Annotated in this window: 24 protein-coding genes; 12 read left to right on the top strand and 12 right to left on the bottom strand. The window is 69.4% G+C overall.

Annotation, left to right across the window (positions count from 1 at the left end; translation table 11 throughout):
• Window positions 1–11: 11 nt before the first annotated feature.
• From ASD84_RS13920 to gcvT, 5 genes are read right to left on the bottom strand one after another with little or no spacing between them, the layout of a single operon-like run.
• Window positions 12–524 carry a dihydrofolate reductase gene (locus tag ASD84_RS13920; protein ID WP_056711510.1) on the bottom strand — a complete coding sequence of 171 codons (513 nt, stop codon included), beginning with the start codon at window positions 522–524 and terminating at the stop codon, window positions 12–14.
• Entirely contained in the window at window positions 521–1,333 is an 813-nt protein-coding gene (locus ASD84_RS13915; RefSeq protein WP_056711508.1) for a thymidylate synthase, read from the bottom strand. The genes ASD84_RS13920 and ASD84_RS13915 overlap by 4 nt, the downstream gene beginning before the upstream one ends.
• 25 nt (window positions 1,334–1,358) lie before the next feature.
• Entirely contained in the window at window positions 1,359–2,189 is an 831-nt protein-coding gene (locus ASD84_RS13910) for a PhzF family phenazine biosynthesis protein (RefSeq protein ID WP_056711507.1), read from the bottom strand.
• Window positions 2,190–2,226: 37 nt separating this feature from the next.
• Window positions 2,227–2,496, bottom strand: coding sequence for a hypothetical protein (locus tag ASD84_RS13905; protein WP_056711505.1), 270 nt, complete (start codon window positions 2,494–2,496; stop codon window positions 2,227–2,229).
• A complete protein-coding gene (gcvT, locus tag ASD84_RS13900; RefSeq protein ID WP_056711503.1) occupies window positions 2,493–3,626 on the bottom strand; it encodes a glycine cleavage system aminomethyltransferase GcvT in 1,134 nt (377 codons plus the stop codon). Before gcvT ends, ASD84_RS13905 begins: the two co-directional genes overlap by 4 nt.
• A gap of 41 nt (window positions 3,627–3,667) precedes the next feature.
• On the opposite strand from gcvT, the gene ASD84_RS13895 reads away from it, so the two are divergent.
• Window positions 3,668–5,185 (top strand): leucyl aminopeptidase, encoded by a 1,518-nt coding sequence (locus ASD84_RS13895; RefSeq protein WP_056711501.1) that lies wholly within the window; start codon window positions 3,668–3,670, stop codon window positions 5,183–5,185.
• Here ASD84_RS13895 and ASD84_RS13890 read toward each other — a convergent pair.
• Complete coding sequence (locus tag ASD84_RS13890) at window positions 5,145–5,486, bottom strand: hypothetical protein (protein ID WP_056712225.1); 342 nt, start codon at window positions 5,484–5,486, stop codon at window positions 5,145–5,147. The two genes, ASD84_RS13895 and ASD84_RS13890, sit on opposite strands and share 41 nt — an antisense overlap.
• Before the next feature lie 112 nt (window positions 5,487–5,598).
• Between ASD84_RS13890 and sucB the strand changes: the two genes are divergently transcribed.
• Window positions 5,599–7,404, top strand: coding sequence for a 2-oxoglutarate dehydrogenase, E2 component, dihydrolipoamide succinyltransferase (gene sucB / locus ASD84_RS13885; RefSeq protein ID WP_056711499.1), 1,806 nt, complete (start codon window positions 5,599–5,601; stop codon window positions 7,402–7,404).
• A 62-nt stretch (window positions 7,405–7,466) separates the two neighbouring features.
• On the opposite strand, the gene ASD84_RS13880 is transcribed toward sucB, so the two are convergent.
• Window positions 7,467–8,399 (bottom strand): DUF6263 family protein, encoded by a 933-nt coding sequence (locus tag ASD84_RS13880; protein WP_056711497.1) that lies wholly within the window; start codon window positions 8,397–8,399, stop codon window positions 7,467–7,469.
• A gap of 65 nt (window positions 8,400–8,464) precedes the next feature.
• On the opposite strand from ASD84_RS13880, the gene ASD84_RS13875 reads away from it, so the two are divergent.
• Window positions 8,465–9,373: a TIGR01777 family oxidoreductase gene (locus ASD84_RS13875; protein WP_056711495.1), complete on the top strand. Its 909-nt coding sequence runs from the start codon at window positions 8,465–8,467 to the stop codon at window positions 9,371–9,373.
• Here ASD84_RS13875 and ASD84_RS13870 read toward each other — a convergent pair.
• The gene (locus tag ASD84_RS13870; RefSeq protein ID WP_056711493.1) at window positions 9,322–9,948 is read right to left on the bottom strand and encodes a hypothetical protein; all 627 of its coding nucleotides are present in this window, start codon (window positions 9,946–9,948) and stop codon (window positions 9,322–9,324) included. The genes ASD84_RS13875 and ASD84_RS13870 overlap by 52 nt on opposite strands.
• 70 nt (window positions 9,949–10,018) lie before the next feature.
• Here ASD84_RS13870 and lipB point away from each other — a divergent pair, with 70 nt between their 5' ends.
• The 7 genes from lipB (at window position 10,019) to ASD84_RS13835 (ending at window position 15,979) form a co-directional block, all read left to right on the top strand.
• Window positions 10,019–10,744 (top strand): lipoyl(octanoyl) transferase LipB, encoded by a 726-nt coding sequence (gene lipB, locus ASD84_RS13865; protein WP_268788478.1) that lies wholly within the window; start codon window positions 10,019–10,021, stop codon window positions 10,742–10,744.
• A gap of 54 nt (window positions 10,745–10,798) precedes the next feature.
• A complete protein-coding gene (locus ASD84_RS13860) occupies window positions 10,799–11,731 on the top strand; it encodes an ABC transporter ATP-binding protein (RefSeq protein WP_056711491.1) in 933 nt (310 codons plus the stop codon).
• Window positions 11,728–12,747: an ABC transporter permease gene (locus ASD84_RS13855; protein WP_056711490.1), complete on the top strand. Its 1,020-nt coding sequence runs from the start codon at window positions 11,728–11,730 to the stop codon at window positions 12,745–12,747. Before ASD84_RS13860 ends, ASD84_RS13855 begins: the two co-directional genes overlap by 4 nt.
• 37 nt (window positions 12,748–12,784) lie before the next feature.
• Window positions 12,785–13,729, top strand: a complete 945-nt coding sequence (gene lipA / locus ASD84_RS13850; protein ID WP_056711488.1) for a lipoyl synthase — start codon at window positions 12,785–12,787, stop codon at window positions 13,727–13,729.
• Between the two features lie 16 nt (window positions 13,730–13,745).
• Entirely contained in the window at window positions 13,746–14,462 is a 717-nt protein-coding gene (locus ASD84_RS13845) for a DUF4191 domain-containing protein (protein WP_056711486.1), read from the top strand.
• A gap of 199 nt (window positions 14,463–14,661) precedes the next feature.
• Window positions 14,662–15,210 (top strand): DUF6318 family protein, encoded by a 549-nt coding sequence (locus tag ASD84_RS13840; RefSeq protein ID WP_156391943.1) that lies wholly within the window; start codon window positions 14,662–14,664, stop codon window positions 15,208–15,210.
• Window positions 15,211–15,229: 19 nt separating this feature from the next.
• A complete protein-coding gene (locus tag ASD84_RS13835) occupies window positions 15,230–15,979 on the top strand; it encodes a PKD domain-containing protein (RefSeq protein WP_156391941.1) in 750 nt (249 codons plus the stop codon).
• A gap of 35 nt (window positions 15,980–16,014) precedes the next feature.
• Here ASD84_RS13835 and ASD84_RS13830 read toward each other — a convergent pair whose 3' ends face one another.
• Window positions 16,015–16,410 (bottom strand): RDD family protein, encoded by a 396-nt coding sequence (locus ASD84_RS13830; protein WP_056711481.1) that lies wholly within the window; start codon window positions 16,408–16,410, stop codon window positions 16,015–16,017.
• 140 nt (window positions 16,411–16,550) lie between these two features.
• Between ASD84_RS13830 and ASD84_RS13825 the strand changes: the two genes are divergently transcribed.
• Both ASD84_RS13825 and glnA read left to right on the top strand, forming a co-directional pair.
• Window positions 16,551–18,731, top strand: a complete 2,181-nt coding sequence (locus tag ASD84_RS13825) for a glutamine synthetase III (protein ID WP_056711480.1) — start codon at window positions 16,551–16,553, stop codon at window positions 18,729–18,731.
• Window positions 18,732–18,916: 185 nt separating this feature from the next.
• Window positions 18,917–20,335, top strand: a complete 1,419-nt coding sequence (gene glnA, locus ASD84_RS13820) for a type I glutamate--ammonia ligase (RefSeq protein ID WP_056711478.1) — start codon at window positions 18,917–18,919, stop codon at window positions 20,333–20,335.
• Between the two features lie 82 nt (window positions 20,336–20,417).
• Here glnA and ASD84_RS13815 read toward each other — a convergent pair whose 3' ends face one another.
• The 3 genes from ASD84_RS13815 to ASD84_RS13805 form a co-directional block, all read right to left on the bottom strand.
• Window positions 20,418–21,437, bottom strand: a complete 1,020-nt coding sequence (locus tag ASD84_RS13815) for an aromatic ring-hydroxylating dioxygenase subunit alpha (RefSeq protein WP_056711476.1) — start codon at window positions 21,435–21,437, stop codon at window positions 20,418–20,420.
• Window positions 21,434–23,839 (bottom strand): cytochrome P450/oxidoreductase, encoded by a 2,406-nt coding sequence (locus tag ASD84_RS25775; protein WP_056711474.1) that lies wholly within the window; start codon window positions 23,837–23,839, stop codon window positions 21,434–21,436. The genes ASD84_RS13815 and ASD84_RS25775 overlap by 4 nt, the downstream gene beginning before the upstream one ends.
• Before the next feature lie 61 nt (window positions 23,840–23,900).
• Entirely contained in the window at window positions 23,901–24,941 is a 1,041-nt protein-coding gene (locus ASD84_RS13805; protein ID WP_056711472.1) for an AraC family transcriptional regulator, read from the bottom strand.
• Window positions 24,942–24,985 lie beyond the last annotated feature (44 nt).

Below are 24,985 nucleotides of genomic sequence, written 5' to 3'. Positions count from 1 at the left end.
CGACAGGACGTTCAGCCGCAGGCGAAGACGCGCTCCCACCACACGACGGTGAAGCCCTCGCGCTGGTCGCGACGACCTTCCCGCCACCGGTTGCGGCTGAACTTCGGGTAGTGGGTGTCGCCCTCGGGTGAGAGCGGGATCTCGGACAGGATCTGCTCGTCGGCGTACGGCAGGGCGGCGGTGTAGACCGCGGCGCCGCCACCGATCATCACCTGTCCGCGCGGGCTGTCAGCGAGCAGCTGGTCGGCGAGCTCCAATGCGCTGGGGATGTCGTGGGCGACCCGGACGCCCTCAGCCGACCAGTGCGGGTCGCGGGTGAGCACGATCGTCTGGCGGCCGGGCAGCGGCTTGCCGATGCCCTCGTGGGTGGTGCGCCCGACGATCAGGACGTGGCCCGTCGTGGTCGCCTTGAAGTGCGCGAAGTCGGCCGGGATGTGCCAGGGGATGTTGGCGTCCGAACCGATCACGCCGTTCTCGGCCACGGCCGCCACCATGGTGACGCGCCTGCCTCCGGGAGTGCTCATACCGCGATCGGCGCCTTGATGCCGGGGTGCGGGTCGTACCCGTCGACGCGGATGTGTTCGAGGTCGAACGCGTCGAGCTCGGTCACCGCGGGGTCGAGCCACAACGTCGGCAGCGCTCGGGGCTCACGGGTGAGCTGGAGGCGGGCCTGGTCGAGATGGTTGGAGTAGAGGTGCGCGTCGCCGAGCGTGTGCACGAAGTCCCCCACCCGCAGGCCCGTCACGTGGGCGACCATGTGGGTGAGCAGGGCGTACGACGCGATGTTGAAGGGGACACCGAGGAACACGTCGGCCGAACGCTGGTACAGCTGGCAGCTGAGCCGCGCCGGGCCGCCGTCGTCCGCGGGAGCGACGTAGAACTGGAAGAGCGTGTGGCAGGGCGCCAGCGCCATCTGCGGGATGTCAGCGACGTTCCAGGCCGACACGATGTGCCGCCGGCTGTCGGGGTCGCGGCGGACCTGCTCGACGATCTGCTTGATCTGGTCGACGTGCCCGCCATCGGGGGTCGGCCACGACCGCCACTGGTGGCCGTAGACCGGACCGAGGTCGCCGTTGTCGTCAGCCCACTCGTCCCAGATCGAGATGCCGCGGTCCTGCAGCCACTTCACGTTGGTGTCGCCGCGGAGGAACCACAACAGCTCGCCGAACACCGAACGGGTGTGGATCTTCTTCGTGGTGACCATCGGGAATCCCTCGGCCAGGTCGAACCGCATCTGGTGCCCGAAGACACTCAATGTGCCGGTGCCGGTGCGGTCGCCCTTCTCCACACCTTCGTCGAGAATTCGCTGGACGAGGTCGAGGTAGGCGCGCACGACGTCAGGTTAGTCGGGCCGCCCACTAAAGGCGGACAGTTCCGTGGATCGTGGTCAGGGTGTCGCCGCCGACCCAGATCGCACCGGCGTCATCGGTGACGATGTGGACCCGTCCGCGTCGGCCCAGCACCGTCCCCTGGCTGGCCGTGTACGACGCCGGGAGCACGCCGCCTCCGAGCCACTGTACAAGGGAGGCGTTGAGCGAACCGGTCACCGGGTCCTCGGTCGCACCCGACGGGTGAGGGCAGAACGCGCGCACCTCGACGGCGCACTCGGAGCCCTCAGGGTAGGGACCGACGACACCGACGTCGGCGGGCATCGCGCCGAGGTCAGGTCTCAACCCCAGCACCGCATCCGCGGTTGCGAGCCGTACGCCGACCCAGCCCGGTCCGTTGTCGGCCCACGCGACGTCGAGGATCTCGTCGCGCCCGATCCCGAGCGCGGCGGCGATCTCCACCACCAGCGCAGGATCGACAGGACCGGAGCGCAGGAGGTCCGGTGCCGCGAACGCCAGACGACCATCGATGCGACGCAGCTGCACCAGCCCGACGCCGCACTCCTGCACCACGCCGTCACCGGCGGGGACTCCCCCGGCCTCGAGCCACGCGTGGGCACTGCCGAGGGTCGGATGTCCTGCGAAGGGGTACTCGCTGCTCGCGGTGAAGATGCGCAATCGGTAGTCCGCGTCCGGGACCGTCGGCTCCAGCAGGAAGGTCGTCTCGCTGAGATTCGTCCAGCGGGCGAAGGCCTGCATCTGCTCGTCGGTCAACCCGTCGGCGTCGTGCACCACCGCCACCGGGTTGCCGAGCAGCGGCTCGGCACTGAAGACGTCGACCTGACGGAACGCGCGAGTCACGGCGCAATGCAGCGAGGTGCGTGCCACACGTGCGGCGTCACGCGCTGAGCGACATCGGGCCGTACACCTCGCGGTCGACCTCGAACAGGGTCACCTGTGCGACGCCGTGCTCCGCGAGCTCCGCCCAGATCTCGCCGACCCAGGACTCGGCGTCGCCCTGGCTCGGGAACGTCTTGTCGCCGTACTCCTCGGCGGCCTCGCCCTCGAGGGTCACCTCGGCGCCGGAGGCGTCCTCGAGCCGCCAGTGCCACGGCTGGTCGGGCGCGGCGGGCGGACGGAAGGTCGAGGGCTGCTCGGGAAGACTCATGACTCACGCACCGAGGGAGTGACGAACGGGGGCTTGGTGATCTGGAAGACCTCGTTGCGGCCGCGCACGTCGACCATCACCTCGGCCTCGTCGTTGACGACGCTGGCGACCAGCGCGAGGCCGATGCCCTTCTTCAGGGTCGGCGAGAAGGTGCCGGAGGTGACCTCGCCGAGCGGCACGTCGCGCAACAACCGCACGCTCATGTGCGGCCGCGGGATGGCGCGACCGGTCGACACGATGCCGACGAGCTTGCGACGTGGACCTGCCTCGCGCTCCGCGAGCAGCTTGTCCCGGCCCCAGAACGCTTCCTTCTTCCAGCCGACGGCCCACCCGAGGCGCGCCTCGTTGGGGGTGATCGACGACGAGATGTCCTGGCCGTGGAGCGGGTAGCCCATCTCCGTGCGCAGGGTGTCGCGCGCGCCGAGGCCGCACGGGGTGAGGCCCAGCGAGGCGCCTGCCGCCATCAACCCGTCCCAGAGCGCCGGGGCCACGGAGGACGGGGCGATCAGCTCGTAGCCGCGCTCGCCGGTGTAGCCGGTGCGGCACACGATGACGAGGGCATCGGGGTCGGGATCGACGTCGCCGGCCTCGAACGGCGCCTCGACGAAGGTGAGGTAGTCGTGGCCGACGGGGAGCCCGACGGCAGCGACGACGTCGTCGGACCTCGTGCCCTGGATCGCGAGCACCACGTAGTCCTGGTGGTGGTCGATGACCTCCACTCCCTCGGGCGCGGCGGCGACCAGCCGGCGTCGTACCTCCTCGTTGTTGGAGGCGTTCGGGACGACCAGGACGTGCTCGTCGTCGCGGTAGTAGGTGAAGACGTCGTCGATGATCCCGCCGGTCTCGTCGTCGACGACGAGGCTGTACTGCGCCTTGCCGGGGCCGATCCGGTGCAGGTCGTTGGTCAGCGTCGAGTTCAGGAACTCGACGGCACCCGGGCCGCGCACGACGAGCTTGCCGAGGTGGCTGACGTCGAAGATGCCGACGCCCTCACGCACGGCGGCATGCTCCTTGACCACTCCGGTCGGGTACTCCAGCGGCATCATCCAGCCGCCGAACTCGGAGAACTTCGCGCCGAGGGCGACGTGGCGGTCGTGGAGGGGGGACTGCAGTGGGGTCGCGTCTGCCATGGTCGGAATCTATTGCATGCCGCGGTCGATACCCTCGGACGGTGACGACCTTTGCGCTCCGCACCGCCAGCCCCGCCAAGACCCGTGCGGAGGCTGTCGTCGTCGGGGTCCTCCCCGACGGCGTCCTGGCACCGGGCGCCGAGGACGTGGCGGCGGCGTACGGACGCAAGCTCTCGGGTCTGCTGGCCACGGTCGGCGCCAAGGGCAAACCGGGTGAGGTGACCAAGGTCCCGACCGGCGGGGTCATCTCCTCACCCCTGCTCGTCCTGGTCGGCCTGGGCAACAACCCCGGCCCGGCCGAGGTACGACGCGCAGCCGGGAACGCCGCCCGCGCGGTCACCAATGCCGCCTCCGTGGCGCTGGCCCTGCCTGCCGACAGCCCCGAGCTCGTGCGCGCCGTGATCGAGGGCTACCGACTCGGCGGCTACGCGTACACCGCCTACAAGTCGAAGCCGGGTACGCCGACGACGCCGGCCGAGATCGTCGTCCTGACTCCTGCTGCCCGCCGGGCCGAGGTGGTCGCCGCCGTCGAGCCGGCCCAGGTCGTGGTCGATGCCGTCCTCGCCACCCGCGACTGGGTCAACACTCCCCCGGCCGACCTGACGCCGCCGATGTTCTCCGACGCGATCGGTGCCGCGGTGAAGGCCGGCAACAAGCAGGTCCCCAGCGGTGGCGCGAAGATCAAGGTCGACGTCCTCGACGAGGCACGGCTGGCCGAGCTCGGCTGCGGCGGCATCCTCGGCGTCGGCGCCGGTTCCGCAGCCCCACCCCGCCTGGTCGAGCTGACCTACCGACCCAAGGGCGCGGTGCTGCACATCGCGCTCGTCGGCAAGGGAATCACCTTCGACTCCGGCGGCCTCTGGATCAAGCCCGCCGCGAGCATGGGCACCATGAAGGAGGACATGGCCGGCGCCGCTGCCGTCGTCCAGGCCATGATCGCCGCCGCCCGCCTCGGGCTCCCGGTGCAGGTCTCCGGCTTCTGCGCCCTCGCCGAGAACATGATCGGCGCCGCCTCGATGCGTCCCGGGGACGTGCAGACGATGTACGACGGCACGACCGTCGAGGTCGCCAACACCGACGCCGAGGGTCGACTGGTCCTGGCCGATGCGATGGGCCGGGCCGTCGAGGCGAAGCCCGACCTGGTCATCGACATCGCCACCCTGACCGGGCACATGGTGCTGGCGCTCGGCGACAAGATCGCGGGCGTGATGGGCGACGACGCCGTCGTCGCGCAGGTGCTCGCAGCCGCTGAGGCGGCCGGCGAGGACGCGTGGCCGATGCCGATCCCGGACGTCATGAACGAGCGGATCCGCAGCAGCAAGATCGCCGACCTGTCGCAGTACGACGGCATCCGCTGGGGTGGCGGACTGTTCGCCGCCGCGTTCCTCCGCGAGTTCAACGGCGGGCTGCCGTGGGGACACCTCGACATCGCCGGACCGACGTACAACCGCGGCGGCCCCAACGGCCACTGGACCTCGGGCGCGACCGGCTACGGCGTCGCGACCCTGGTCGAGCTGCTCAGGAGCTCGGCGGCCGCTGCTGCTTCTGCTGCTGCCTGACGCGCGAGTTGTAGTCGCGCATCCGCTGCGGCACGCCGACCACCGCGGCGTCGTACGACGGGACCTGGTGGCGGTTGCAGAAGTCGTGCGCCCACTTGACCGACGGCACCCGGCGCCGGGTCCACTCCCCGTCGTGCGCGACGAGGAGCAACGTCACGTCGCTCACGGCGGTGCGCGGCTCGACGAAACCTTCCACGCCGCGGCGTTCAGTCACCCAGGTCTGCAGGTGCAGCTCATCGGTGCGGTCCGACGCGCGCACGCGAGTGGAACCCGTACGCGCCTCGGCCGTGGGGTTACTCATGCGTACCTTCGATCCCCTGCGGAATCGGTCGAACAGAGCCATGGGGACAGTTTGCCCGATCGATGGGTGGGCCGTTGCCAGATGCTTCACTCGTGGTGCAAGGATGGCGTCCATGGCGACCGAAGTCACTCTTCCCGCCCTCGGTGAGTCCGTCACCGAAGGCACCGTTACCCGCTGGCTCAAGCAGGTCGGCGACCAGATTGCGATCGACGAGCCCTTGCTCGAGGTCTCGACCGACAAGGTCGACACCGAGATCCCTTCCCCGGTCGCGGGCACGCTGCTCGAGATCAAGGCGGCCGAGGACGACACGGTCGAGGTTGGCGCCGTTCTCGCCGTGATCGGCGACGCCGGCGAAGGGGGCGCCGCTCCGGCCGCGCCCGCCGAAGAGGCTCCTGCCGCCCCGGCTCCGGTCGAGGAAGCACCGCCCACCCCGGCGCCCGCCGAGGAGCCGTCCGCACCCGAGGCGCCTGCTGCCGCTGAGCCGGCCGAAGCCCCCGCCGCATCGGGCGGCGCCGCCAGCGGTACGGCGGTCACGCTCCCCGCGCTGGGTGAGTCCGTCACCGAAGGCACGGTCACCCGCTGGCTGAAGCAGGTCGGCGACGCCGTCGACGTCGACGAGCCGCTGCTCGAGGTGTCCACCGACAAGGTCGACACCGAGATCCCCTCCCCCGTCGCGGGCACCCTGCTCGAGATCAAGGCCGCTGAGGACGAGACCGTCGAGGTCGGTGCCGAGCTGGCCATCATCGGCTCCGGTACGCCGGCCGCTGCCCCGGCTGCGCCCGCAGCTCCGGCTGCGCCCGCAGCTCCGGCTGCGCCTGCAGCTCCGGCTGCGCCTGCTCCGGCTGCCCCGCCCGCACCGGCTCCGGTCGACAACGCACCGGCTCCGGCTGCCCCTGCTGCTCCGACGCCCGCGCCGGCCGCGTCCGCTCCGGCTGCCCCGGCTCCGGCTGCCCCGGCACCGGCTGCGCCCGCCGCTCCGGCACCCGCCGCCTCGGACGACGGTCCCGGCTACGTCACTCCCCTGGTCCGCAAGCTCGCCGCCCAGCACGGTGTCGACCTGGCTCAGGTCAGCGGTTCCGGTGTCGGCGGACGGATCCGCAAGCAGGACGTCCTGGACGCCGCGGCCTCCCTCAAGGCTGCCGCTCCGGCACCCGCTGCCGCACCGGCCGCCGCTGCTCCTGCCGCCGCGTCGGCCAGCCCGTCGCCGCTGCGTGGCCAGACCGTCAAGGTCAGCCGGCTGCGCAAGATCATCGCCGAGCGGATGGTCGACTCGCTGCAGGTCTCGGCCCAGCTCACGCAGGTCGTCGAGGTCGACGTCACCAACATCGCGCGCCTGCGCGAGAGCAAGAAGGCCGACTTCCTCGCCCGCGAGGGCGTGAAGCTGACCTACCTGCCGTTCTTCACCAAGGCCGCGATCGACACCCTCAAGCAGCACCCGTCGCTCAACGCCACGATCGACCTGGCTGCCGGCGAGATCACCTACTACGACCGCGAGAACGTCGCGTTCGCCGTCGACACCGAGAAGGGCCTGCTGACGCCGGTCGTCAAGGACGCCGGTGACCTGTCGATCTCGGGCCTGGCCAAGAAGATCTCGGACGTCGCCGAGCGGACCCGTACGAACAAGATCGGTCCGGACGAGCTGTCCGGCGGCACATTCACGATCACCAACCTGGGCAGCTTCGGCGCCCTGTGGGACACCCCGATCATCAACCAGCCGCAGGTCGCCATCCTCGGCCCCGGTGCCGTGGTCAAGCGTGCGGTCGTCATCGATGACGACGACCTGGGCGAGACCATCGCGGTGCGCCACATGGTCTACCTCGCGCTGACGTACGACCACCGGGTCGTGGACGGAGCCGACGCCGGTCGCTTCCTGCGGGACCTGAAGAAGCGTCTGGAGTCCGGCCAGTTCGAGGTCTGAGCCTCAAGAGCAAGCACGAAGCCCCGGCTCCGCCCACGGCGGATCCGGGGCTTCGTCGTTCCTCAGCGGGTGCTCGCGCGCAAGGTGATGTCGAAGGTGGTCTTCACCTGCTGCCCGCCGACCTCGACGGTCGAGGAGCCCTGGGTGGAGGTTCGCGCCTCGACCGGCCCCAGCAGGCCGGCCTGCCCACGGACGGTGCCGGTCGACGTACTCCGTCCGTCGATGACCTTGCCCGCAAGGGTGTCGCCCGGCTGGGTGACCTGCGTCGCCCTGACCGTGACGGAGTAGCCGGTGTCGGTCAGCTCGCTCAGCTCGTAGGTCGAGGTGACCGATGCCCTGACACCGCCGATGCTGAGGTCGGACGCGACGGTCCACCGGGCCCCGACGCCGATCTCCTCCGTGGGGAATGCCACGGCGAGGGCGAAGCCCTGCGACACGACGTCCTCCAGGATCCGGCCGACGAGGTCAGGGGCGGCGTCGCCCAGTTCGACGTCGCGTGACACGACCGTTCCGGACCGGTTGAGGACCACCCGGGCGGTCACGCCCTCGAGGTACCCCACCGTCTTGCGCGCCTGGTCGAGCACGTCCTTCTGCAGGCCGCCTCCCGTCACCGTCGCCTTGTCGTAGCGGACGTCGACGGCCACCTCGTCATCGGTGACGTCGGCGACGGTGGTCGTGAAGGGAATGGTCATCGGCACGGTGATCGCCGGCGACGACATCAGGTCGACCGCGGTGGTCGACGTCAGCTCGAGGGTGCTCGACTCCGTGTGCCCCTTCTCGACGTCGAGCTCAACGACCCGTCGCGGGGACGCGCCGGCGTCCACGAGGGTCACCACCGCGGGCGCGACGGCCGACGGGGTGGCAGCGGTGGCTGCCGTCGTCGGTCCCGACGGTTCGGCCTTCGGGGTCTCAGCGTCATTGCAGCCAGAGAGCGCGAGGACAGCAACGACGACAGCCGCCAGGGATCGGCAGAGCAAGGGACGTGCGACGGGCATGGATCTCCTCGGGTGGGTGCCGCCACAGGGTGCCACGACGACCACGGGGGTGGCAGGGTTTGACCATGACCACGCCCACGGGACTGTCCGTCGTCGTCGCCGGCTCCTCAGGCTTCCTCGGGAGCCACCTCTGCGAAGAGCTCGAGTCGCGCGGCCACCAGGTGACCCGGCTGGTCCGTCGCGAGGCGCGCGGACCGCGCGAGTCGACCTGGGATCCGCAGGGTGGCGTGGTCGACGCGTCCGTGATCGGCGCCGCCGACGTGGTGGTGAACCTCGCCGGGGCGCCGCTGATCGGCAACCCGCACTCGAAGCGCTGGGCCGAGGCGGTGCGCAGCAGCCGGATCGCCACCACGGGAGTCCTGGCCACGACCATCGCTGCTGCCGCGACCCCGCCCGCCCTGGTCAACGCCTCCGGCGTGAGCTGGTACGGCGACCACGGCTCCGCGTTGCTGACCGAGTCCTCCGACAGCCGGGGCCACGCCCTGCTCACCCGGGTCTGCCGGGAGTGGGAGGGAGCGGCCCAGCCGGCGATCGCCGCCGGCGCGCGCGTCGTACTGCTCCGGACGGCGCCGGTGCAGGACCGCCACAACCCGCCCCTGCAGCAGCAGCGGCTGCAGTTCAAGGCCGGGCTCGGGGGCCGTCTGGGCAACGGCGAGCAGCACGCGCCGATGATCTCGTTGCGCGACTGGGTGGGTGCGGTGGCGTACCTCGTCGAGCACCCGACCGCCGCAGGCCCGGCGAACCTCTGCTGTCCGACGACGCCGACCAACGCGGAGTTCACCCGGACCCTGGCCCGGCTCGTCCACCGACCAGCGTTCTTCAAGGTGCCGTCGCCGGTCCTGAAGGTCGCTGCCGGCGCCATGTCCGACGAGGTGCTCGGCTCGCTCAACCTGCGCCCGCAGGCGCTGCTCGACCTCGGCTATCAGTTCGAGGACCCGGACGTCGCCGCCGTGCTCGCCACCGGGCTCTCCTGAACCGATTCCTGAACAGACCCGAGCACCCACCGTCCACCGACCTTCCGGAAGACGAGGGTCCGCGTGGTCGCCTGGTCGTCGGGTAAGCGGACCCCGCTGGTCGAGGAGGTTGCGCAGCAACCGTCTCGAGACCACCCGACCGCCTTCGCACCCACCAGCCGGTCGGTCACCACGAGCACCAGCCGCCGGTCCGTCCGGGACCGCAGCTCCACGGCCAGCACCTGCATGGACATCCCCTCGACCCGCAGCCCGCGCTCGCGCCAGGCCCGGAGCATCGCGACATCGGCGGCGCCTGCACGGGAACCCTCGACGTAGAGCCGGGCCAGCGCGGCCGGGTCGCCCGCGGCCCACGCCGCAGCCCGTGACCGGTCCCAGTCGCGGAGCACGGCCAGCGAGCCGACGGCGCGAGCCACGCTGACGGTCCGCGCCTCGGGAGCGACCACCGCGGCGGCCGGAGAGGGCGTCCGTGGTGCCCGCGCGCCTCCGTGCAGCACCGCTCCCGCCACCAGCGCAGCGACCAGCAGCGCCACCACGGCGGTGCCGGCGAGAAGCCATCGCGATCCCGAGATCCGCATGCCCCGTTCCTACGCCAGATCGAGCCGACGCGCATCCGGTCGTCCACAGGCGTCCGCGTATCCTCGGCACGTGGAGTTCCGTGAGGTCGGCCTCGGTGCCGACGCCCTCGAGTACATGGCCGCCTGGGAGCTCCAGCGCGAGGTCCACGAGCAGGTCGTCGCCGGCACCGCACCGGACACCGTGCTGCTCCTCGAGCACCCGCCGGTCTTCACTGCGGGCCGTCGTACCCAGCCAAGCGACCGACCCGCGGACCCCGGCGGCGTGCCCGTCATCGACGTGGACCGCGGCGGCGAGATCACCTTCCACGGGCCCGGTCAGCTGGTCGGGTATCCCATCGTCAAGCTCCCCGACCACGTCAAGGTCGTCGACTACGTACGACGTGTCGAGGAGGCCCTGATCGCGGTCTGCACCGAGTACGGCGTCACGACCGCGCGCGTGCCCGGCCGGAGCGGCGTCTGGCTCAAGGCGGACGAGCGTGGACCCGAGCGCAAGATCGCCGCGTTGGGCATCCGGATCCGACGCGGCGTCACGATGCACGGCTTCTCGCTGAACTGCGACGTCGACCTGGACTGGTACGACCGCTTCGTACCGTGCGGCATCTCGGACGCCGGCGTCACCTCGCTCAGTCGCGAGCTCGGGCGAGACGTGCCCGCCACCGAGGTGCTGGACGCCGTACGACGCCACCTGGGCGAGCTGCTCGCCTGGGGCCCCTACGAGCCGACTCCCGACTACGAACCGCGCCCGGACCCGGCGAAGACCCGCGGCGTGGCGCTCCTGAGCTACCCCGCACGCTGACCCTATACTCGGTATCTACTGGCCGCTCGGGCCAGCGGACTCCAAGGGGCCATCGTGAGCGATCTCGTCATCGAGACCAGCGGACTGCGCAAGGAGTTCCGTACCCGCAAGGGCGGGCTCCGGGTCGCCGTACAGAACCTCGACCTGGCGGTTCCCGCGGGCGGAGGGGTGCACGGCTTCCTCGGCCCCAACGGCTCGGGCAAGACCACCACCATCCGGATGCTGCTCGGTCTCGCGCGCCCGACGCGCGGCACGATGCGGCTCTTCGGCGAGCCCGTGCCCGAGAAGCTGCCGCAGGTCATCGGCCGGGTCGGCGCGGTCGTCGAGTCCCCGAAGTTCTCCCCCAACTTCACTGGCCAGTTCAACCTGCGCCTGCTGGCCGACGCGATCGGCGCACCGCGCTCCCGTGTCGACGAGGCGATCGCGACCGTGCAGCTCGACGGCCGCGAGAAGGACCGCTACAAGGGCTACTCGCTCGGCATGAAGCAGCGCCTCGCGATCGCCGCGACGCTGCTCAAGGACCCCCAGTTGCTGATCCTCGACGAGCCGACCAACGGCCTGGACCCGGCAGGCATCCGCGAGATCCGCGAGACCATCCGCAGCCTGGGCGCCGCCGGTGTGACCGTGCTGCTGAGCTCGCACATCCTCGCGGAGGTCCAGCAGGTCTGTACGTCGGCGACGATCATCGGCAACGGCAAGCTGCTCGCATCCGGCCGGGTCGAGGACCTCCTCGGCAGCAGTACGGCGCACCGCGTCGTCGTACCCGAGCCCGGGCGGGCGCTCGAGGTGCTCGGCGCTGCCGGCCTGGACGCAGCCGCCGACGCCGACGCCGAGTCCATCCGGGTCGAGACCGACGACGCCGCCCGGATCACCCAGGTGCTCGGCGAGGCCGGGGTCTGGCTGACCGAGCTGACCCCGCTACGACCAGACCTGGAGACGTTCTTCCTCGCCCTGACCGACGCCGAGCGGCTGGGGGCAGAAGCATGAGCGCCTTCCTCCGCCTGGCCCGCGTCGAGCTGAGCCGGTTGCTGCACCGCCGCGCTGCGCTCCTCCTCATTGCCGCCTGTCTGGTCGTCCCGATCATCATCGGGGTGGCCGTCGTGCTGGACACCCGGCCGCCGTCGGCCCAGGAGCTGGCGGACGCGCAACAGCAGGTGGAGCATGATCGCAACGATCCGTCGTTCGAGGAGCAGGTCGACGAATGCGTCGCCCATCCCGAGAACTGGGGCAACTACCCCGCTGACCTGACCGACGAAGAGACCGAGAAGCGCTGTCGCGCGGACATGGAGCCCCAGCTCGACTGGTACCTCTACTCCCCCCAGCTCGACGTGCCGCAGGAGCGCGACAACGGCTCCGGCATCGCGATCACCCTGCTCCTCTCGATGGCGATGATGCTGCTCGGCACCACCTTCACCGGCCACGACTGGGCCAGCGGCTCGGTCAGCAACCAGCTGCTCTTCGAGCCGCGCCGACTGCGCGTGTGGTTCGCGAAGGCGCTCGTGGTCACGGGGACGGCGGCACTGCTCGCGACGGTCGTCCAGTCGTCGTACTGGTTGGCGATCGGGGCGGTGGCTCGCTCGCGGGACCGGCTCGGCGACGGCGTACTCCTCGACTGCCTACAGATGGGCTGGCGGGCGGCGGCGGTCGCCGGTGTCGCAGCACTGCTCGGCTTCGCGTTGACCATGCTGTTCCGCAACACCGTGGCCACCCTCGGCATCCTCTTCGGCATCGCACTGGCCGGCGGCATCCTGCTCGGCGTCCTCGGCATCGAGGGTCGCTGGAACCCCGCCTACAACGTGGCAGCCGTGGTCACCGACGGCGTGAAGTACTACGCCGACGGCCCGTGCCCCGAGGAGGTCGTCAAGGAGGTGGGCGGCGACCCGGGCGGGTGCTCGGTGGAGAAGGAGCTGAGCTTCGCGCAGGGTGCCGGCTTCCTCGGTACGGCGGTCGTCGGCACAAGCCTCCTGTCGCTGCTCTGGTTCCGTCGTCGCGACGTCCCGTGATGCCTGCCCGCCACGGCCTGCGGAGTACCCTGACCGGGTGACTGCTGTTCCCGATGGCCGGAAGCTCCTGCGACTCGAAGTCCGTAACGCGGAGACGCCGATCGAACGCAAACCGTCGTGGATCAAGACCACCGCGCGGATGGGTCCGGAGTACACCGCGCTGCACCAGCTGGTGAAGTCCGAGGGCCTGCACACGGTGTGCCAGGAAGCGGCCTGTCCCAACATCTTCGAGTGCTGGGAGGACCGCGAGGCGACCTTCCTCATCGGTGGTGACCAGTGCACCCGGCGTTGCGACTTCTGCCAGATCGACACGGGCAAGCCCCAGCCCCTGGACCGCGACGAGCCGCGTCGGGTGGCCGAGTCGGTGCAGAAGATGCAGCTCAAGTACGCCACCATCACCGGCGTCGCCCGCGACGACCTGCCTGATGGCGGTGCGTGGTTGTACGCCGAGACCGTGCGCGCCATCCACGAGCTCAACCCCGACACCGGGGTGGAGAACCTGATCCCGGACTTCAACGGGATCCCGGAGCTCCTCACCGAAGTGTTCGAGTCGCGTCCCGAGGTGCTCGCTCACAACGTGGAGACGGTGCCGCGGATCTTCAAGCGGATCCGTCCGGCGTTCCGTTACGAGCGTTCCTTGGACGTGATCACGCAGGCTCGGGCGTTCGGGCTGGTCACCAAGTCGAACCTGATCCTGGGGATGGGCGAGACCCGTGAAGAGGTCTCGCAGGCGCTGGCTGACCTGCACGGGGCGGGTTGTGAGCTGATCACGATCACCCAGTACCTGCGTCCCTCGCTGCGTCACCACCCGGTGGAGCGGTGGGTCAAGCCGGAGGAGTTCGTCGAGCTCGCGACCGAGGCCGAGGAGATCGGATTCGCCGGAGTCCTGTCCGGACCGCTGGTCCGTTCGTCGTACCGTGCCGGTCGGTTGTACGGTCAGGCGATGTCCGCGCGCAGCGCGACCGCAGAAGCCACTGCCTGAGGAGTAGCAGCACCCCATGTCGAACACCCCTCTCGACCCGTCAACGATGAGCCGCCGCAAGCAGATCGTCGAGACGTACAAGATGGCCCGCAAGGTCGACAAGCCGATCCTGTGGTGGATGATCGGCGCCTTCGTGGTCGCCGGTGGCCTTGCCCTGGCGCTGTTCCGGTTCGTCCTGCCGCACAACGACTCGGTCCTCAGCTGGATCCTCGCGGGTCTCGCCACGTTCCTGGTCGGCCTGCTGGCCCTGACCTTCGTGTTCGGTCGCCGCGCACAGAAGGCGGCGTTCGCCCAGCTCGAGGGCCAGGTCGGTGCTGCCGCCCGTGCCCTGTCGATGCTGCGCCGCGGCTGGGTGCTCGAAGAGGTCGTCGGCTTCACCAAGCAGCAGGACATGGTCCACCGCGTGGTCGGCCCTCCGGGCATCGTGCTGGTCGGTGAGGGCAACGTCGGCCGCCTCAAGGCGCTGATGATCAGCGAGGCGAAGAAGCACGAGCGGGTCGCCGGTGGCTTCCCCGTGCACGAGATCATGGTCGGCAACGACGAGGGCCAGGTCCCGCTGAAGAAGCTGGTCCGCCACGTCCAGAAGCTCGGCCGCCAGGTCAAGCCCGCCGAGATCACCGAGCTCCGCCAGCGCCTGCGCGCCCTGGACGCCCAGCGCCCCAAGGTCCCGATCCCCCGCGGCCCGGTCCCGAACTCGATGAAGGGCCAGCGCGGCAACCTCCGCGGCCGCTGACCGTTTCTTGACCGAGTCGTGTGGCTGAGAGTGACCCCTGGGTCACCCTCAGCCACACGACTCAGTGCTTTCCACAGGTACCCGCCCGCGGGTGGCGACCCTCCCCCGGCTCGGGATACGGTCGCTCCGCGCCCTGGTCCGGGCGCAGCACTCTCGGGAGGACCCCTTGCGCCCACTCCGCGCTGCCGCCACCGCCCTCGTGGCCGTGCTCGCCCTGTCCAGCTGCGACGGGGGTAGTGACCCCACCGACCCGTCGCCGACAGCCAAGCCGTCTGAGTCGTCGTCGGTGCCGAGTACGACCCCGCCGGTCGAGACACCGACCGAACCCGCGCTCCCGCCAGCCGCCACCAAGGCGACCGAGGCGGGTGCCCGGGCGTTCATCGCGCACTACTTCGATCTCATCAACTTCGCCCAAGCCACCGGCATGGTTGACGCCCTCAGGGCCGTCTCTGCATCGACATGCGCCGCGTGCACGGACCTGGTTGAGCGCCTTAGGAATCAGTATCAGGTCGGCGGACGTATCGAGGGAGGCGTCAACTCCCTGACCACGATCAAGGCAACAGAGGTCACGACGACCTCGAAGTCCGCCTACGGCTTCCAACTCAAGTTGGACGTCTTCCATGACGAACAAGTCCTGACAGACGGCGACGGTGGCACGGAGAAGCGAGAGGCGGGCACCAACACCTTTACGGCACTGATCATGTGGACAGACGGCCGTTGGCGACTCGACGTCCTGCAGGTGGGCTGACATGGTCAAGGGTGCGTTCATGTTGCTGCTGATCGTCGCGATGGCGATCGCGTCGCCAGCGAATGCAGGCGACGAGGATCCGCCTCCGCCGCCGACTACGTCGCAGTCAGCCACGGGCACGGCTTCGTCAGACAGCTTGTTGGTCGACATCGTGGAGCACGCGGAGGGCAAGGCGCAGAACAGCAACGGTGGCGCAAACCACTCCTCCGACGGGAAGCCCGTGTTCACGGCGGGTGGTCAGGCCTGCGCCGGAGCCGAGCAGGTCGTCACCGTAGACGGGAACTTGCTGGCCTTCAGCTTCTGCCCGCCCGCCTCCGGGCCCGAGGTGCTGACGATCAGCGAGGTACGCAATGCGTTTGCTCGGCTCAAGCTCCCCGCCGCGAAGCTCGTGATCCAGCCACCCGACGGCCTGACCCTGGTCAACTTCGACACGAACTTCTACACGACCAGCACCAGGCCGATCAGCCGCACGGTCACCCTGCTCGGCCAGCGCGTGACCCTCGAAGCCACGCCTGCCGAGTTCGAGTGGACCTTCGGTGACGGTGAGTCCCTCGCGACGACCGAGCCCGGGGCGCCGTACCCGGCCCTGCGGATCACCCACAACTACCTGCAGACCGGCACCTACCAGCCCAGCCTCGACACCGTCTTCACCGGCCGCTACCGCGTGGGTGGCGGACCCTGGCAGCAGATCCCGGGCACGGTCACCATCGAGGGCACCGGGCAGGACCTGCGCGCCATCGAGGCCGAGCCCAAGCTCGTCGGCTACTGAGCGTCGCGCGTCTCGGTACGCGGCGACCTTGAGACCTACTTGGCCAGGGTGCGCAGCGTCGCGAAGGTGATCGTCGACGTACCGGCGAACATGTCGTGCAGGCCGCGACCGTCGGAGCGGAAGACGAGCGGCGGGATCACCAGGGCCACCAGCACCTGGCGCCCGAAGGCCTTGACCGGGTTGAGCTTGCGCAGGCGCCCGTCGGCGGGGACCACGCACAGGCCGGTCAGCAGCTTGCCGATGGAGCCGCCGGCCAGCCAGGTCAGCAGGGCGGACTCGACGACGTACACGACCAGGACGAGGGCGGAGGCGGTCGAGCCCGGCTCGGTGTACTCGTCGAGACCGAAGATCGCGATCACGACCAGCGTGCACAGCATCCAGTCGACGAGAAGGGCGAGGATGCGGCGGCCCCACGAGGCGGTCTCGAACATGGCCCAACGCTAGCGGGGCAGGTCGCGGATCCTGTAACACCCCCGTAACACAAGGGCGTTCTCGTGTAACGCGCGTTGCCTACAGTCAGGACTTCGATGATCGGGCGGCATTGCGTCGCCAATGCGAAAGGGACTGTGTCATGACTGCGAACCCGACCCGTCTGGGTGCGATCCGCGAGATCGAGGCCAACGAGACCCCGACGGCGTTCTTTGACGTCGCCGAGGAGACCGGTGCGGTCTTCGGTGAGAACGTCTTCGGCCTCTCGGTGATGCAGAAGCGTCTGCCCAAGTCGGTCTACCGGGCCGTGTCCGCGACGATCCAGAACGGCGACCGCCTGGACCCCGCCCTGGCCGACATCATCGCGAAGGCGATGAAGGACTGGGCGATGGAGAAGGGTGTGACGCACTACGCGCACGTCTTCTACCCGCTGACCGGCCTCACTGCCGAGAAGCACGACTCGTTCATGGAGCCGGTCGGCGACGGCACCGCGGTGTGGGAGTTCTCCGGCAAGACGCTGGTCCAGGGTGAGCCCGACGCGTCGTCCTTCCCCAACGGTGGCATCCGCGCGACGTTCGAGGCCCGTGGTTACACCGGCTGGGACGTCCAGTCCCCCGCGTACATCCTCGAGAACCCCAACGGCAACACCCTGTGCATCCCGACGATCTTCGTCTCGATGACCGGTGAGGCCCTGGACCACAAGACCCCGCTGCTGCGCGCTGAGGCCGCCATGTCGGCCCAGGCCGAGCGCGTGCTGGGCCTCTTCGGTCACAAGGACATCGACAACGTCGTGTCCTTCTGCGGCCCCGAGCAGGAGTACTTCCTGGTCGACACGTCCTTCGTGAACTCGCGCCCCGACCTGCTCAACGCCAGCCGCACCCTGTTCGGCGCCAAGCCGCCGAAGGGCCAGGAGTTCGACGACCACTACTTCGGTGCGATCCCCGAGCGGGTCCTCGGCTTCATGCACGACACCGAGCGTGCGCTGTTCAAGCTCGGCGTGCCGGCCAAGACCCGCCACAACGAGGTCGCCCCCGGCCAGTTCGAGATCGCCCCGGTCTTCGAGCGCGCCAACCTGGCCTCCGACCACCAGCAGCTGCTGATGTCGACGTTCCGCTCGATCGCCAAGCAGCACGGCTTCGAGTGCCTCTTCCACGAGAAGCCGTTCGCCGGCGTCAACGGTTCGGGCAAGCACGTCAACTTCTCCTTCGGCAACGGCAACCAGGGCAACTTCCTGAGCCCGGGCGACAACCCGCACGACAACGCCCAGTTCCTGGTGTTCTGCGCCGCGATCATCCGCGCCGTCCACCTGTACGGCGGCCTGCTGCGCCTGTCGATCGCCTCGGCCGGCAACGACCACCGCCTGGGCGCCAACGAGGCTCCCCCGGCGATCATCTCGATCTTCCTGGGCGACCAGCTGGCCGACGTCTTCGACCAGATCGCCAAGGGTGGCGGCGCCACGTCGTCGAAGCAGAAGGGCGTCCTCTCCGTGGGCGTCGACGCGCTGCCGGACCTGACCAAGGACCCGGGCGACCGCAACCGGACCTCGCCGTTCGCCTTCACCGGCAACCGGTTCGAGTTCCGCGCGGCCGGCTCCAACCAGACGGTGGCCGCCCCGATGACCGTGATCAACACGATCATGGCCGAGGCGCTCGACTTCTGCGCGACCGAGCTCGAGACCGCGGTTGCCGCCGGCACCGAGTTCAACGAGGCCGTCCAGGCCCTGCTGAAGAAGATCATCGAGGACCACGGCGCGGTCGTGTTCAACGGCAACGGCTACTCCGAGGAGTGGCACGCCGAGGCCGAGCAGCGTGGCCTCAAGAACCTGCGTACGACGGTCGACTCGCTGCCGGAATGGCAGACCCCCGAGACGCGTGCCCTGTTCACCAAGTACGCGGTCCTCAACGAGGCCGAGCTCGAGTCGCGTTTCGAGGTCGGTGTCGAGCAGTACGTCATGGTCATCAACGTCGAGGCCAACCTGACCGAGGAGATCGCCAAGACGACGATCCTTCCGGCCGCGGTTCGCTACCAGACCGAGCTCGCGGGCAACGTGGCCGCGCTCAAGGCTGCCGGCGTCGACGCCGACACGACCGACCTGTTGGCTGTCTCCGAGCTGATCGCCGCGCTCCGCGTCGGCATCGCTGAGCTCCAGGCCGCCCAGGCCGGCGCTCACGCCAGCGAGGGCCTCGAGGAGGCGGCGTACCACCGCGACACCATCCTCCCGGCCATGCTCAAGGTCCGCGAGGCGGCCGACGCGCTCGAGGCCGTCGTCGCCGACGACCTTTGGTCGCTGCCGACGTACCAGGAAATGCTCTTCATCCGCTGATCCCAGCGTCAACCGAACTGCCCCTGTCCCCTTCGTGGGACGGGGGCAGTTCGCGTCTCCGGTTTTGTTTACTGGGACGAAACGTTGGGGGTGATGCGTGCGCAAGGAGGCATTCGGTAGGTTGCCGGGGAGATCGAACTGACTGACCGATGGCTGGAGGCTCCGCCACAGCCGAGGAGGAACGAATGTTCAACAACAGCGAAGACCTGCTCAAGTTCATCAAGGATGAATCCGTCGAGCAGGTCGACGTCCGATTCTGTGACCTGCCCGGAATCATGCAGCACTTCACCGTGCCGGTCTCGTCGTTCGACCAGTCGGTCTTCGACGACGGCCTCGGCTTCGACGGCTCCTCGATCCGTGGCTTCCAGGCCATCAACGAGTCCGACATGGCGCTGTTCCCGGACCCGACGACCGCCTACATCGACCCGTTCCGGAAGTCGAAGACGCTGGTCGTCAACTTCTTCATCCACGACCCGATCACGGGCGAGCCGTACTCCCGCGACCCGCGCAACATCGCGAAGAAGGCGCTCGCCTACCTCGCGAGCACCGGCATCGCCGACACCGCGTTCTTCGCCCCCGAGGCCGAGTTCTACATCTTCGACAACGTTCGTTACTCGACCGGCGTCAACGAGAGCTACTACCACATCGACTCCGTCGAGGGCTGGTGGAACTCGGGCAAGGAGGGCGACAACCTCGGGTACAAGACCCGCCTCAAGGGCGGCTACTTCCCCGTGGCACCGTACGACCACTACACCGACCTGCGTGACGAGATGGTCATCAACCTCGAGGCCTCCGGCCTGCAGGTCGAGCGCGCGCACCACGAGGTCGGCACCGCTGGTCAGGCGGAGATCAACTACCGCTTCGACACGCTGCTCAAGGCCGCCGACGACGTGATGAAGTTCAAGTACATCATCAAGAACACGGCCTGGGAGAACAACAAGTCGGTCACCTTCATGCCGAAGCCGATCTTCGGTGACAACGGCTCGGGCATGCACGTCCACCAGTCCTTGTGGAAGGACGGCGTCCCGCTGTTCTACGACGAGACCGGGTACGGCGGCCTGTCCGACATGGCGCGCTGGTACATCGGCGGCATCCTCAAGCACGCCCCGTCGCTGCTGGCGTTCACCAACCCCACGGTGAACTCCTACCACCGCCTGGTGCCCGGCTACGAGGCCCCGATCTCGCTGGTCTACTCCTCGCGCAACCGTTCGGCGTCGGTCCGGATCCCGATCACGGGCACCAACCCGAAGGCCAAGCGCATCGAGACCCGGTTCCCCGACCCGTCGGCGAACCCGTACCTCGCGTTCTCGGCCCTGATGCTCGCCGGCCTCGACGGCATCCAGAACAAGATCGAGCCCGCTGCGCCGATCGACAAGGACATCTACGAGCTCCCGCCGGACGAGATGGCCGAGATCGCCCAGGTCCCCACGTCGCTCGGTGCCGTGCTCGACGAGCTCGAGGCCGACCACGACTACCTGACGGTCGGCGACGTGTTCACGCCCGACCTGATCGAGACGTGGATCGACTACAAGCGGGTCCACGAGATCGCACCCGTGCAGCTGCGGCCGCACCCGCACGAATTCGAGCTGTATTACGACATCTGAGTCCTGACTCAGTACGAAGGCCCCGGCTCGCCGGGGCCTTCGTGCTTTTGGCGTTGCGCTCGCGGCTCGACCAGGCGTCTGGCTAGAGCCCCCGCTCGTCCTCGACCATCGAGGTCAGGATCCGGCGCGCGCGTACGGCGGCCCGATCGGCCTTGACGTTGAAGTAACGCCGGGGCGTCGTGTCCTCGTCGAGGCAGCGCTGCATGGTCTCGAGCACGGCGATGTCACGGTTGGCCATCTCGTGGAACACGGCGGCCAGCTGCGCGCCCGCATCGGGCGAGACCGCTGCGCCGCGCCACGAGATCTGCAGGAAGACGTAGGTCGCCCCTGATGACTCGGGCGTGAAGCCGTGGGTCCGCACGAGCTCGAGCTCGGGACCGTCAGCGCCCGTGATGGTGTAGCTCTGCTTGTGGAGGCCGGGGGTCACGAACGCGCCCGTCTCCTTGCGACCGAACGACTCGGCGCTGTCCAGGCCCGAGACCGCAGCTTCCCACGGGGCCAGCGGTGCCTTGGGCAGCTCACGCGTGTACGACACGGACACCTCGGAGACCTCCACCTCCTCCAGCGGTGGCAGCGCCTCGATGCCCGGCGGCACCAGCTCCGGGTGCATCTCGAACACGTTGGTCAGGTCGAGGTAGTGCTCATGGAGCAGCAGCAGGTTGGCGGCCACATGGCGCCGCTCCCCCACGCTGCTCCAGCCATCACCCTGGAGCCAGGGCGTCGACGGGGGCGGCCGCAGTCGTTCGCCACCGGGCGTGCCGGTCCAGACCCAGACGAAGGGCCCGCGCTCGACGACCGGGAAGGCGCGCACCTGCGCGCCCGAGGGCGGGGTGTCCTGGGAGGGCACCCTGATGAGGCGGCCGGTCGCGTCGTACGTGCAGCCGTGGTAGCCGCACACGACGAGGTCGCCCTCGCGGTGGCCGGCCGACAGCGGGTAGGGCCGGTGCGCGCAGCGGTCCTCGAGCGCGGCGATCGAGCCGTCGGCGAGGCGGAAGAGCACGACAGGGGTGTCGAGGATGCGTCGAGCCGTGAAGCCGTCGCCGACCTCGTCCATCTCGTCACTGGTGGCAGCGACGTACCAGCAGTCCTGGGGGTAGTTCATACGTCCAGCACCAACTTCTTCGAGAGCGAGCGGGAGACGCAGAGCATGATCGTGTCGCCACGCTCGCGCTCCGCCTTGGACAGGATCGAGTCACGGTGGTCGGGCGTGCCCTCCACCACGTCGGCCTCGCAGGTGCCGCAGATGCCCTCCATGCAGGACCCGAGCACGTCGACACCCGCGCTCTCGACCGCGTCGAAGATCGACGTGCCCTCGGGCACCGTCACGGTCACTCCCGAGCGCGAGCAGACCACCTCGAACGAGTCGAGCGCGTCCTCCGACGCCACGACTTCCTTGGCGGCGAACCTCTCGATCTGGACGCTGCCGTCCGGCCAACCCGCACACGCTTCCTCGACCGCGTCGAGGAAGCCGCCCGGACCACAGCAGTAGACCAGCGTGTCCGCCTGCGGCTGGCCAAGGAGCGAGCTGAGGTCGAACCGGTCGCCCTCGTCGCGCGGCGCGAGGGTCACGCGTGGGTCGCCCTCGAACCGGTCGAGGAACGCCATCGACGCGCGGGAGCGGCCGGCGTACAGCAGGCTCCACTCGGCACCGCGCGCCTGGGCGGCCTCGATCATCGCAAGGATCGGGGTGATACCGATGCCGCCGGCGATGAACAGGTAGCGCGGCGAGGCGACGAGCGGGAAGTGGTTGCGCGGGCCGCGCACGCGGACGGTCGCACCCTCGGCCAGCTTCTCGTGGACGTGCGCCGACCCGCCCCGGCTGTCCGGGTCGCGAAGCACGCCGACCTTCCACGACGACTCGTCGGCGGAGCTGCCGCACAGGGAGTACTGCCGGGTGAGCGACGGGCCGAGGACGAGGTCGATGTGGGCGCCGGCGGTCCACGGTGGAAGGGGCGCACCCGCGGGATCGGCCAGGGTGAGCTCGACGACACCCTCGGCCACCTCACGTCGTGCCTGGACCTGCAGGTCGACCTCGCTCTCCGAGGTGCCCGTGACCCAGCCCTGACGAGAGCCGATGCGTGCGGGCTGGGGCGCCGCGGCCTTGCGGGTCCGGGGCCGCGCCTCCTGACCGACCGGCGTGAGGGTCACCATCATCTTCGTGTAGCCCCGGACGAAGTTCGACTGCAGGTACTCCGGTTCCTCGACGACCTCGATGTCCGCGAACCGCACCAGCAGCTCCTCCCACAGGATCCGCAGCTGCATCTCCGCCACGCGACTCCCCATGCAGCGGTGGACACCGATCCCGAACGAGAGATGGTGGCGTCCGTTGTGGCGGTCGATGACGAAGTCGTCGGGATTCTCGAACGTGCGCTCGTCACGGTTGCCCGAGGCGTACCACATGACGACCTTGTCGCCCTTGCGGATGAACTGGCCGCCCAGGACGGTGTCCTTCGTCGCGATCCGGCGCATGTAGGCCAGCGGCGTCTGCCACCGGATCATCTCCTGCACGAGCTTCGGGATGAGGTCGGGGTTCGCCTTGAGCCGCTCGAACTCGTCCGGGAACTGGTTGAGCGCGTACACGCCGCCGGACATCGAGTTGCGGGTGGTGTCGTTGCCGCCGACGACCAGCAGGATCAGGTTGCCGAGGAACTCCATGGGGCGGTTGATCAGGTCCTTGGTGTCCTCGGACATCTGCATGAGGGTGATCAGGTCGTAGCCCGGCTTCTCGCCAGCGGCGAGGCGAGCGGCCTTGTCGTGCCAGAGGGCGCTGAAGCTCTTCGCCATGTCGGCGATGCCCGCGTACAGCTCGTCCATGTCCACCGCTCCACCGGTGGCCCCGGCGCTGGCGCCCGCCAGCTCGGTCCAGTGCACGAGCTTGCGCCGCTCGTCGTACGGGAAGTCGAGCAGGGTGGCCAGCATGCGCGAGGTCAGCTCGATGCTGACCTCGTCCACCCAGTCGAACGGCTCGTTGACCGGCAGGCCGTCGAGGACCTCCTGCACGCGGGAACGGATCAGCCCCTCCATCTCCTCGAGGTTCTGCGGGGCCACGACGCCCTGGACGGCGGCGCGCTGCTGGTCGTGGCGCGGCGGGTCCATGGCGATGAACATCTCGATGTCCAGCCCCTCGGGCGGGACACCGATGACGATCTGCGGCTCCGCCGAGTACGTCTCGAAGTCCTTGTCCACGGTCACGATGTCGTCGTACCGGGTGATCGACCAGTACGGCCCGAAGGCGCTGTCCGCCAGGTAGTGCACGGGCGCCTCGTCCCGCAGCCGCTTGAAGTAGGACAGCCACTGTCCCTGGCGGTACAGGAACGGGTTGCTGACGTCGATCTCGGTCAGCTCGAGCTCGTCGACGTCGGGGATCTTCTCCTCGACGAAGACCGGTTGCCGGTCTCCGAGCACCAGCTTCTTGGCCTTCTGGAACAGGTGCAGTCCCTGGACCTGCCGCTCCATCGGGATCGTCGCCTGGACCCTGTTGATGACCTGGTCGAGAACACTCATGACTGCAACCAACCAGACAGCGGGACTCTCCGCCAGTGCCTCCGATGTCGTCGGAGAAACGCTAGTCCCGCGTGCCTCGCGGCTGCCGCTGCTTGGGGGTGGTTCCGGTCCAGCGTTTGTACGCCCGGGTGAAGCCCGCGGCGTCGTGGTAGCCCAGGCGGCGGCCCACCTCGGCGACGGTGAGGTGGGCGTTGCGGAGCAGCTCGTCGGCCATGACGGCGCGCACCTCGTCGGTGAGCTCGCGGTACGACGTACCTTCAGCGGTCAGGTGTCGGCGCAGCGTTCGTGGGTCGATGTGCAGGGCGGCTGCTGTCTCCTCCATCGAGGGTGGGTCCGCCAGCCGGGCGAGAATGCGCTCCCGGACGCCCGCTGCGACGCCGCGCCGCGAGCGGCGCGACTGCAGGAGCGCCGCACACTGGTTCTCGAGCTCACGGGCGGTCACGGGATCGGCCTGCGGCAGCGGCAGGTCGAGGATCGCAGCGTCCAGTGCGAGCAGGTGCCTCTCGCCCCTGCTGATCGGGACGCCAGGGAAGCGCTCGGCCAGAACCGCGGCACGCTTGCCCGTGAACGCGGTCTCGAACCGGATCCCTGCCGCGCTGCCGAGCCCCAGGGGCAGGAGCTGGGCCAGCTTCGCGATCTCGCGTTCCACGAAGAAGTCGCGTACGTCGGCGGGGATGTCGTGCTCGTTGAGCACGACGCGAAGCTCGTGCTCGTCCTGTTCGATGAAGGGCTCGATGAACGCGAACGACAGCGGTGAGTAGCGAACGCCGAGGCGGGCCACCTCGCGGGCGCTGGTGCTGGAGAGGATCGCGAAGCCCCAGACGCCGAAGCTGCTGAACCGGTAGCGCTGCCCGACCTCGAGGCCGAGGCCTGGCCGGTCGCCCAGGTGCTCGATGAGGTTGCGTGCGATGGTCAGCTCCTGCGTCGCCTCGACCACGGTCGCCGGGTCGGCCATCTCGGCTTCGGCGAGGCCAGAGCGGGAGAGGCACTGGTCGGGTCGAAGACCGTGCACCCGGCCGACCTCGACCAGAAGGCGAGCGCCGCCAGCGCTGCGGGGGTGGTCCCACGGCAGCTGTGCGGAGGAGGCGGCCAGGTCAGTCATGTCCGGAAATGACAATAGCGCGTCCGCGCGTGACATGGGCTCCC

The organism is Nocardioides sp. Root682 (genome assembly GCF_001427795.1).
In the GTDB taxonomy this organism is placed as follows: Bacteria; Actinomycetota; Actinomycetes; order Propionibacteriales; family Nocardioidaceae; genus Nocardioides.
The sequence above is the reverse complement of the archived record's forward strand: the minus strand, read 5'-3'. Positions and strand labels throughout refer to the sequence as shown.

What these genes read in the sequence shown, in the direction of transcription:
- ASD84_RS13920 (WP_056711510.1), bottom strand. Translation starts at nt 524, where the DNA reads ATGAGCACTCCCGGAGGCAGGCGCGTCACCATGGTGGCGGCCGTGGCC.
- ASD84_RS13905 (WP_056711505.1), bottom strand. Translation starts at nt 2,496, where the DNA reads ATGAGTCTTCCCGAGCAGCCCTCGACCTTCCGTCCGCCCGCCGCGCCC.
- gcvT (WP_056711503.1), bottom strand. Translation starts at nt 3,626, where the DNA reads ATGGCAGACGCGACCCCACTGCAGTCCCCCCTCCACGACCGCCACGTC.
- ASD84_RS13890 (WP_056712225.1), bottom strand. Translation starts at nt 5,486, where the DNA reads ATGAGTAACCCCACGGCCGAGGCGCGTACGGGTTCCACTCGCGTGCGC.
- sucB (WP_056711499.1), top strand. Translation starts at nt 5,599, where the DNA reads ATGGCGACCGAAGTCACTCTTCCCGCCCTCGGTGAGTCCGTCACCGAA.
- ASD84_RS13880 (WP_056711497.1), bottom strand. Translation starts at nt 8,399, where the DNA reads ATGCCCGTCGCACGTCCCTTGCTCTGCCGATCCCTGGCGGCTGTCGTC.
- ASD84_RS13875 (WP_056711495.1), top strand. Translation starts at nt 8,465, where the DNA reads ATGACCACGCCCACGGGACTGTCCGTCGTCGTCGCCGGCTCCTCAGGC.
- ASD84_RS13870 (WP_056711493.1), bottom strand. Translation starts at nt 9,948, where the DNA reads ATGCGGATCTCGGGATCGCGATGGCTTCTCGCCGGCACCGCCGTGGTG.
- ASD84_RS13855 (WP_056711490.1), top strand. Translation starts at nt 11,728, where the DNA reads ATGAGCGCCTTCCTCCGCCTGGCCCGCGTCGAGCTGAGCCGGTTGCTG.
- ASD84_RS13845 (WP_056711486.1), top strand. Translation starts at nt 13,746, where the DNA reads ATGTCGAACACCCCTCTCGACCCGTCAACGATGAGCCGCCGCAAGCAG.
- ASD84_RS13835 (WP_156391941.1), top strand. Translation starts at nt 15,230, where the DNA reads ATGTTGCTGCTGATCGTCGCGATGGCGATCGCGTCGCCAGCGAATGCA.
- ASD84_RS13830 (WP_056711481.1), bottom strand. Translation starts at nt 16,410, where the DNA reads ATGTTCGAGACCGCCTCGTGGGGCCGCCGCATCCTCGCCCTTCTCGTC.
- ASD84_RS13825 (WP_056711480.1), top strand. Translation starts at nt 16,551, where the DNA reads ATGACTGCGAACCCGACCCGTCTGGGTGCGATCCGCGAGATCGAGGCC.
- glnA (WP_056711478.1), top strand. Translation starts at nt 18,917, where the DNA reads ATGTTCAACAACAGCGAAGACCTGCTCAAGTTCATCAAGGATGAATCC.
- ASD84_RS13815 (WP_056711476.1), bottom strand. Translation starts at nt 21,437, where the DNA reads ATGAACTACCCCCAGGACTGCTGGTACGTCGCTGCCACCAGTGACGAG.
- ASD84_RS25775 (WP_056711474.1), bottom strand. Translation starts at nt 23,839, where the DNA reads ATGAGTGTTCTCGACCAGGTCATCAACAGGGTCCAGGCGACGATCCCG.
- ASD84_RS13805 (WP_056711472.1), bottom strand. Translation starts at nt 24,941, where the DNA reads ATGACTGACCTGGCCGCCTCCTCCGCACAGCTGCCGTGGGACCACCCC.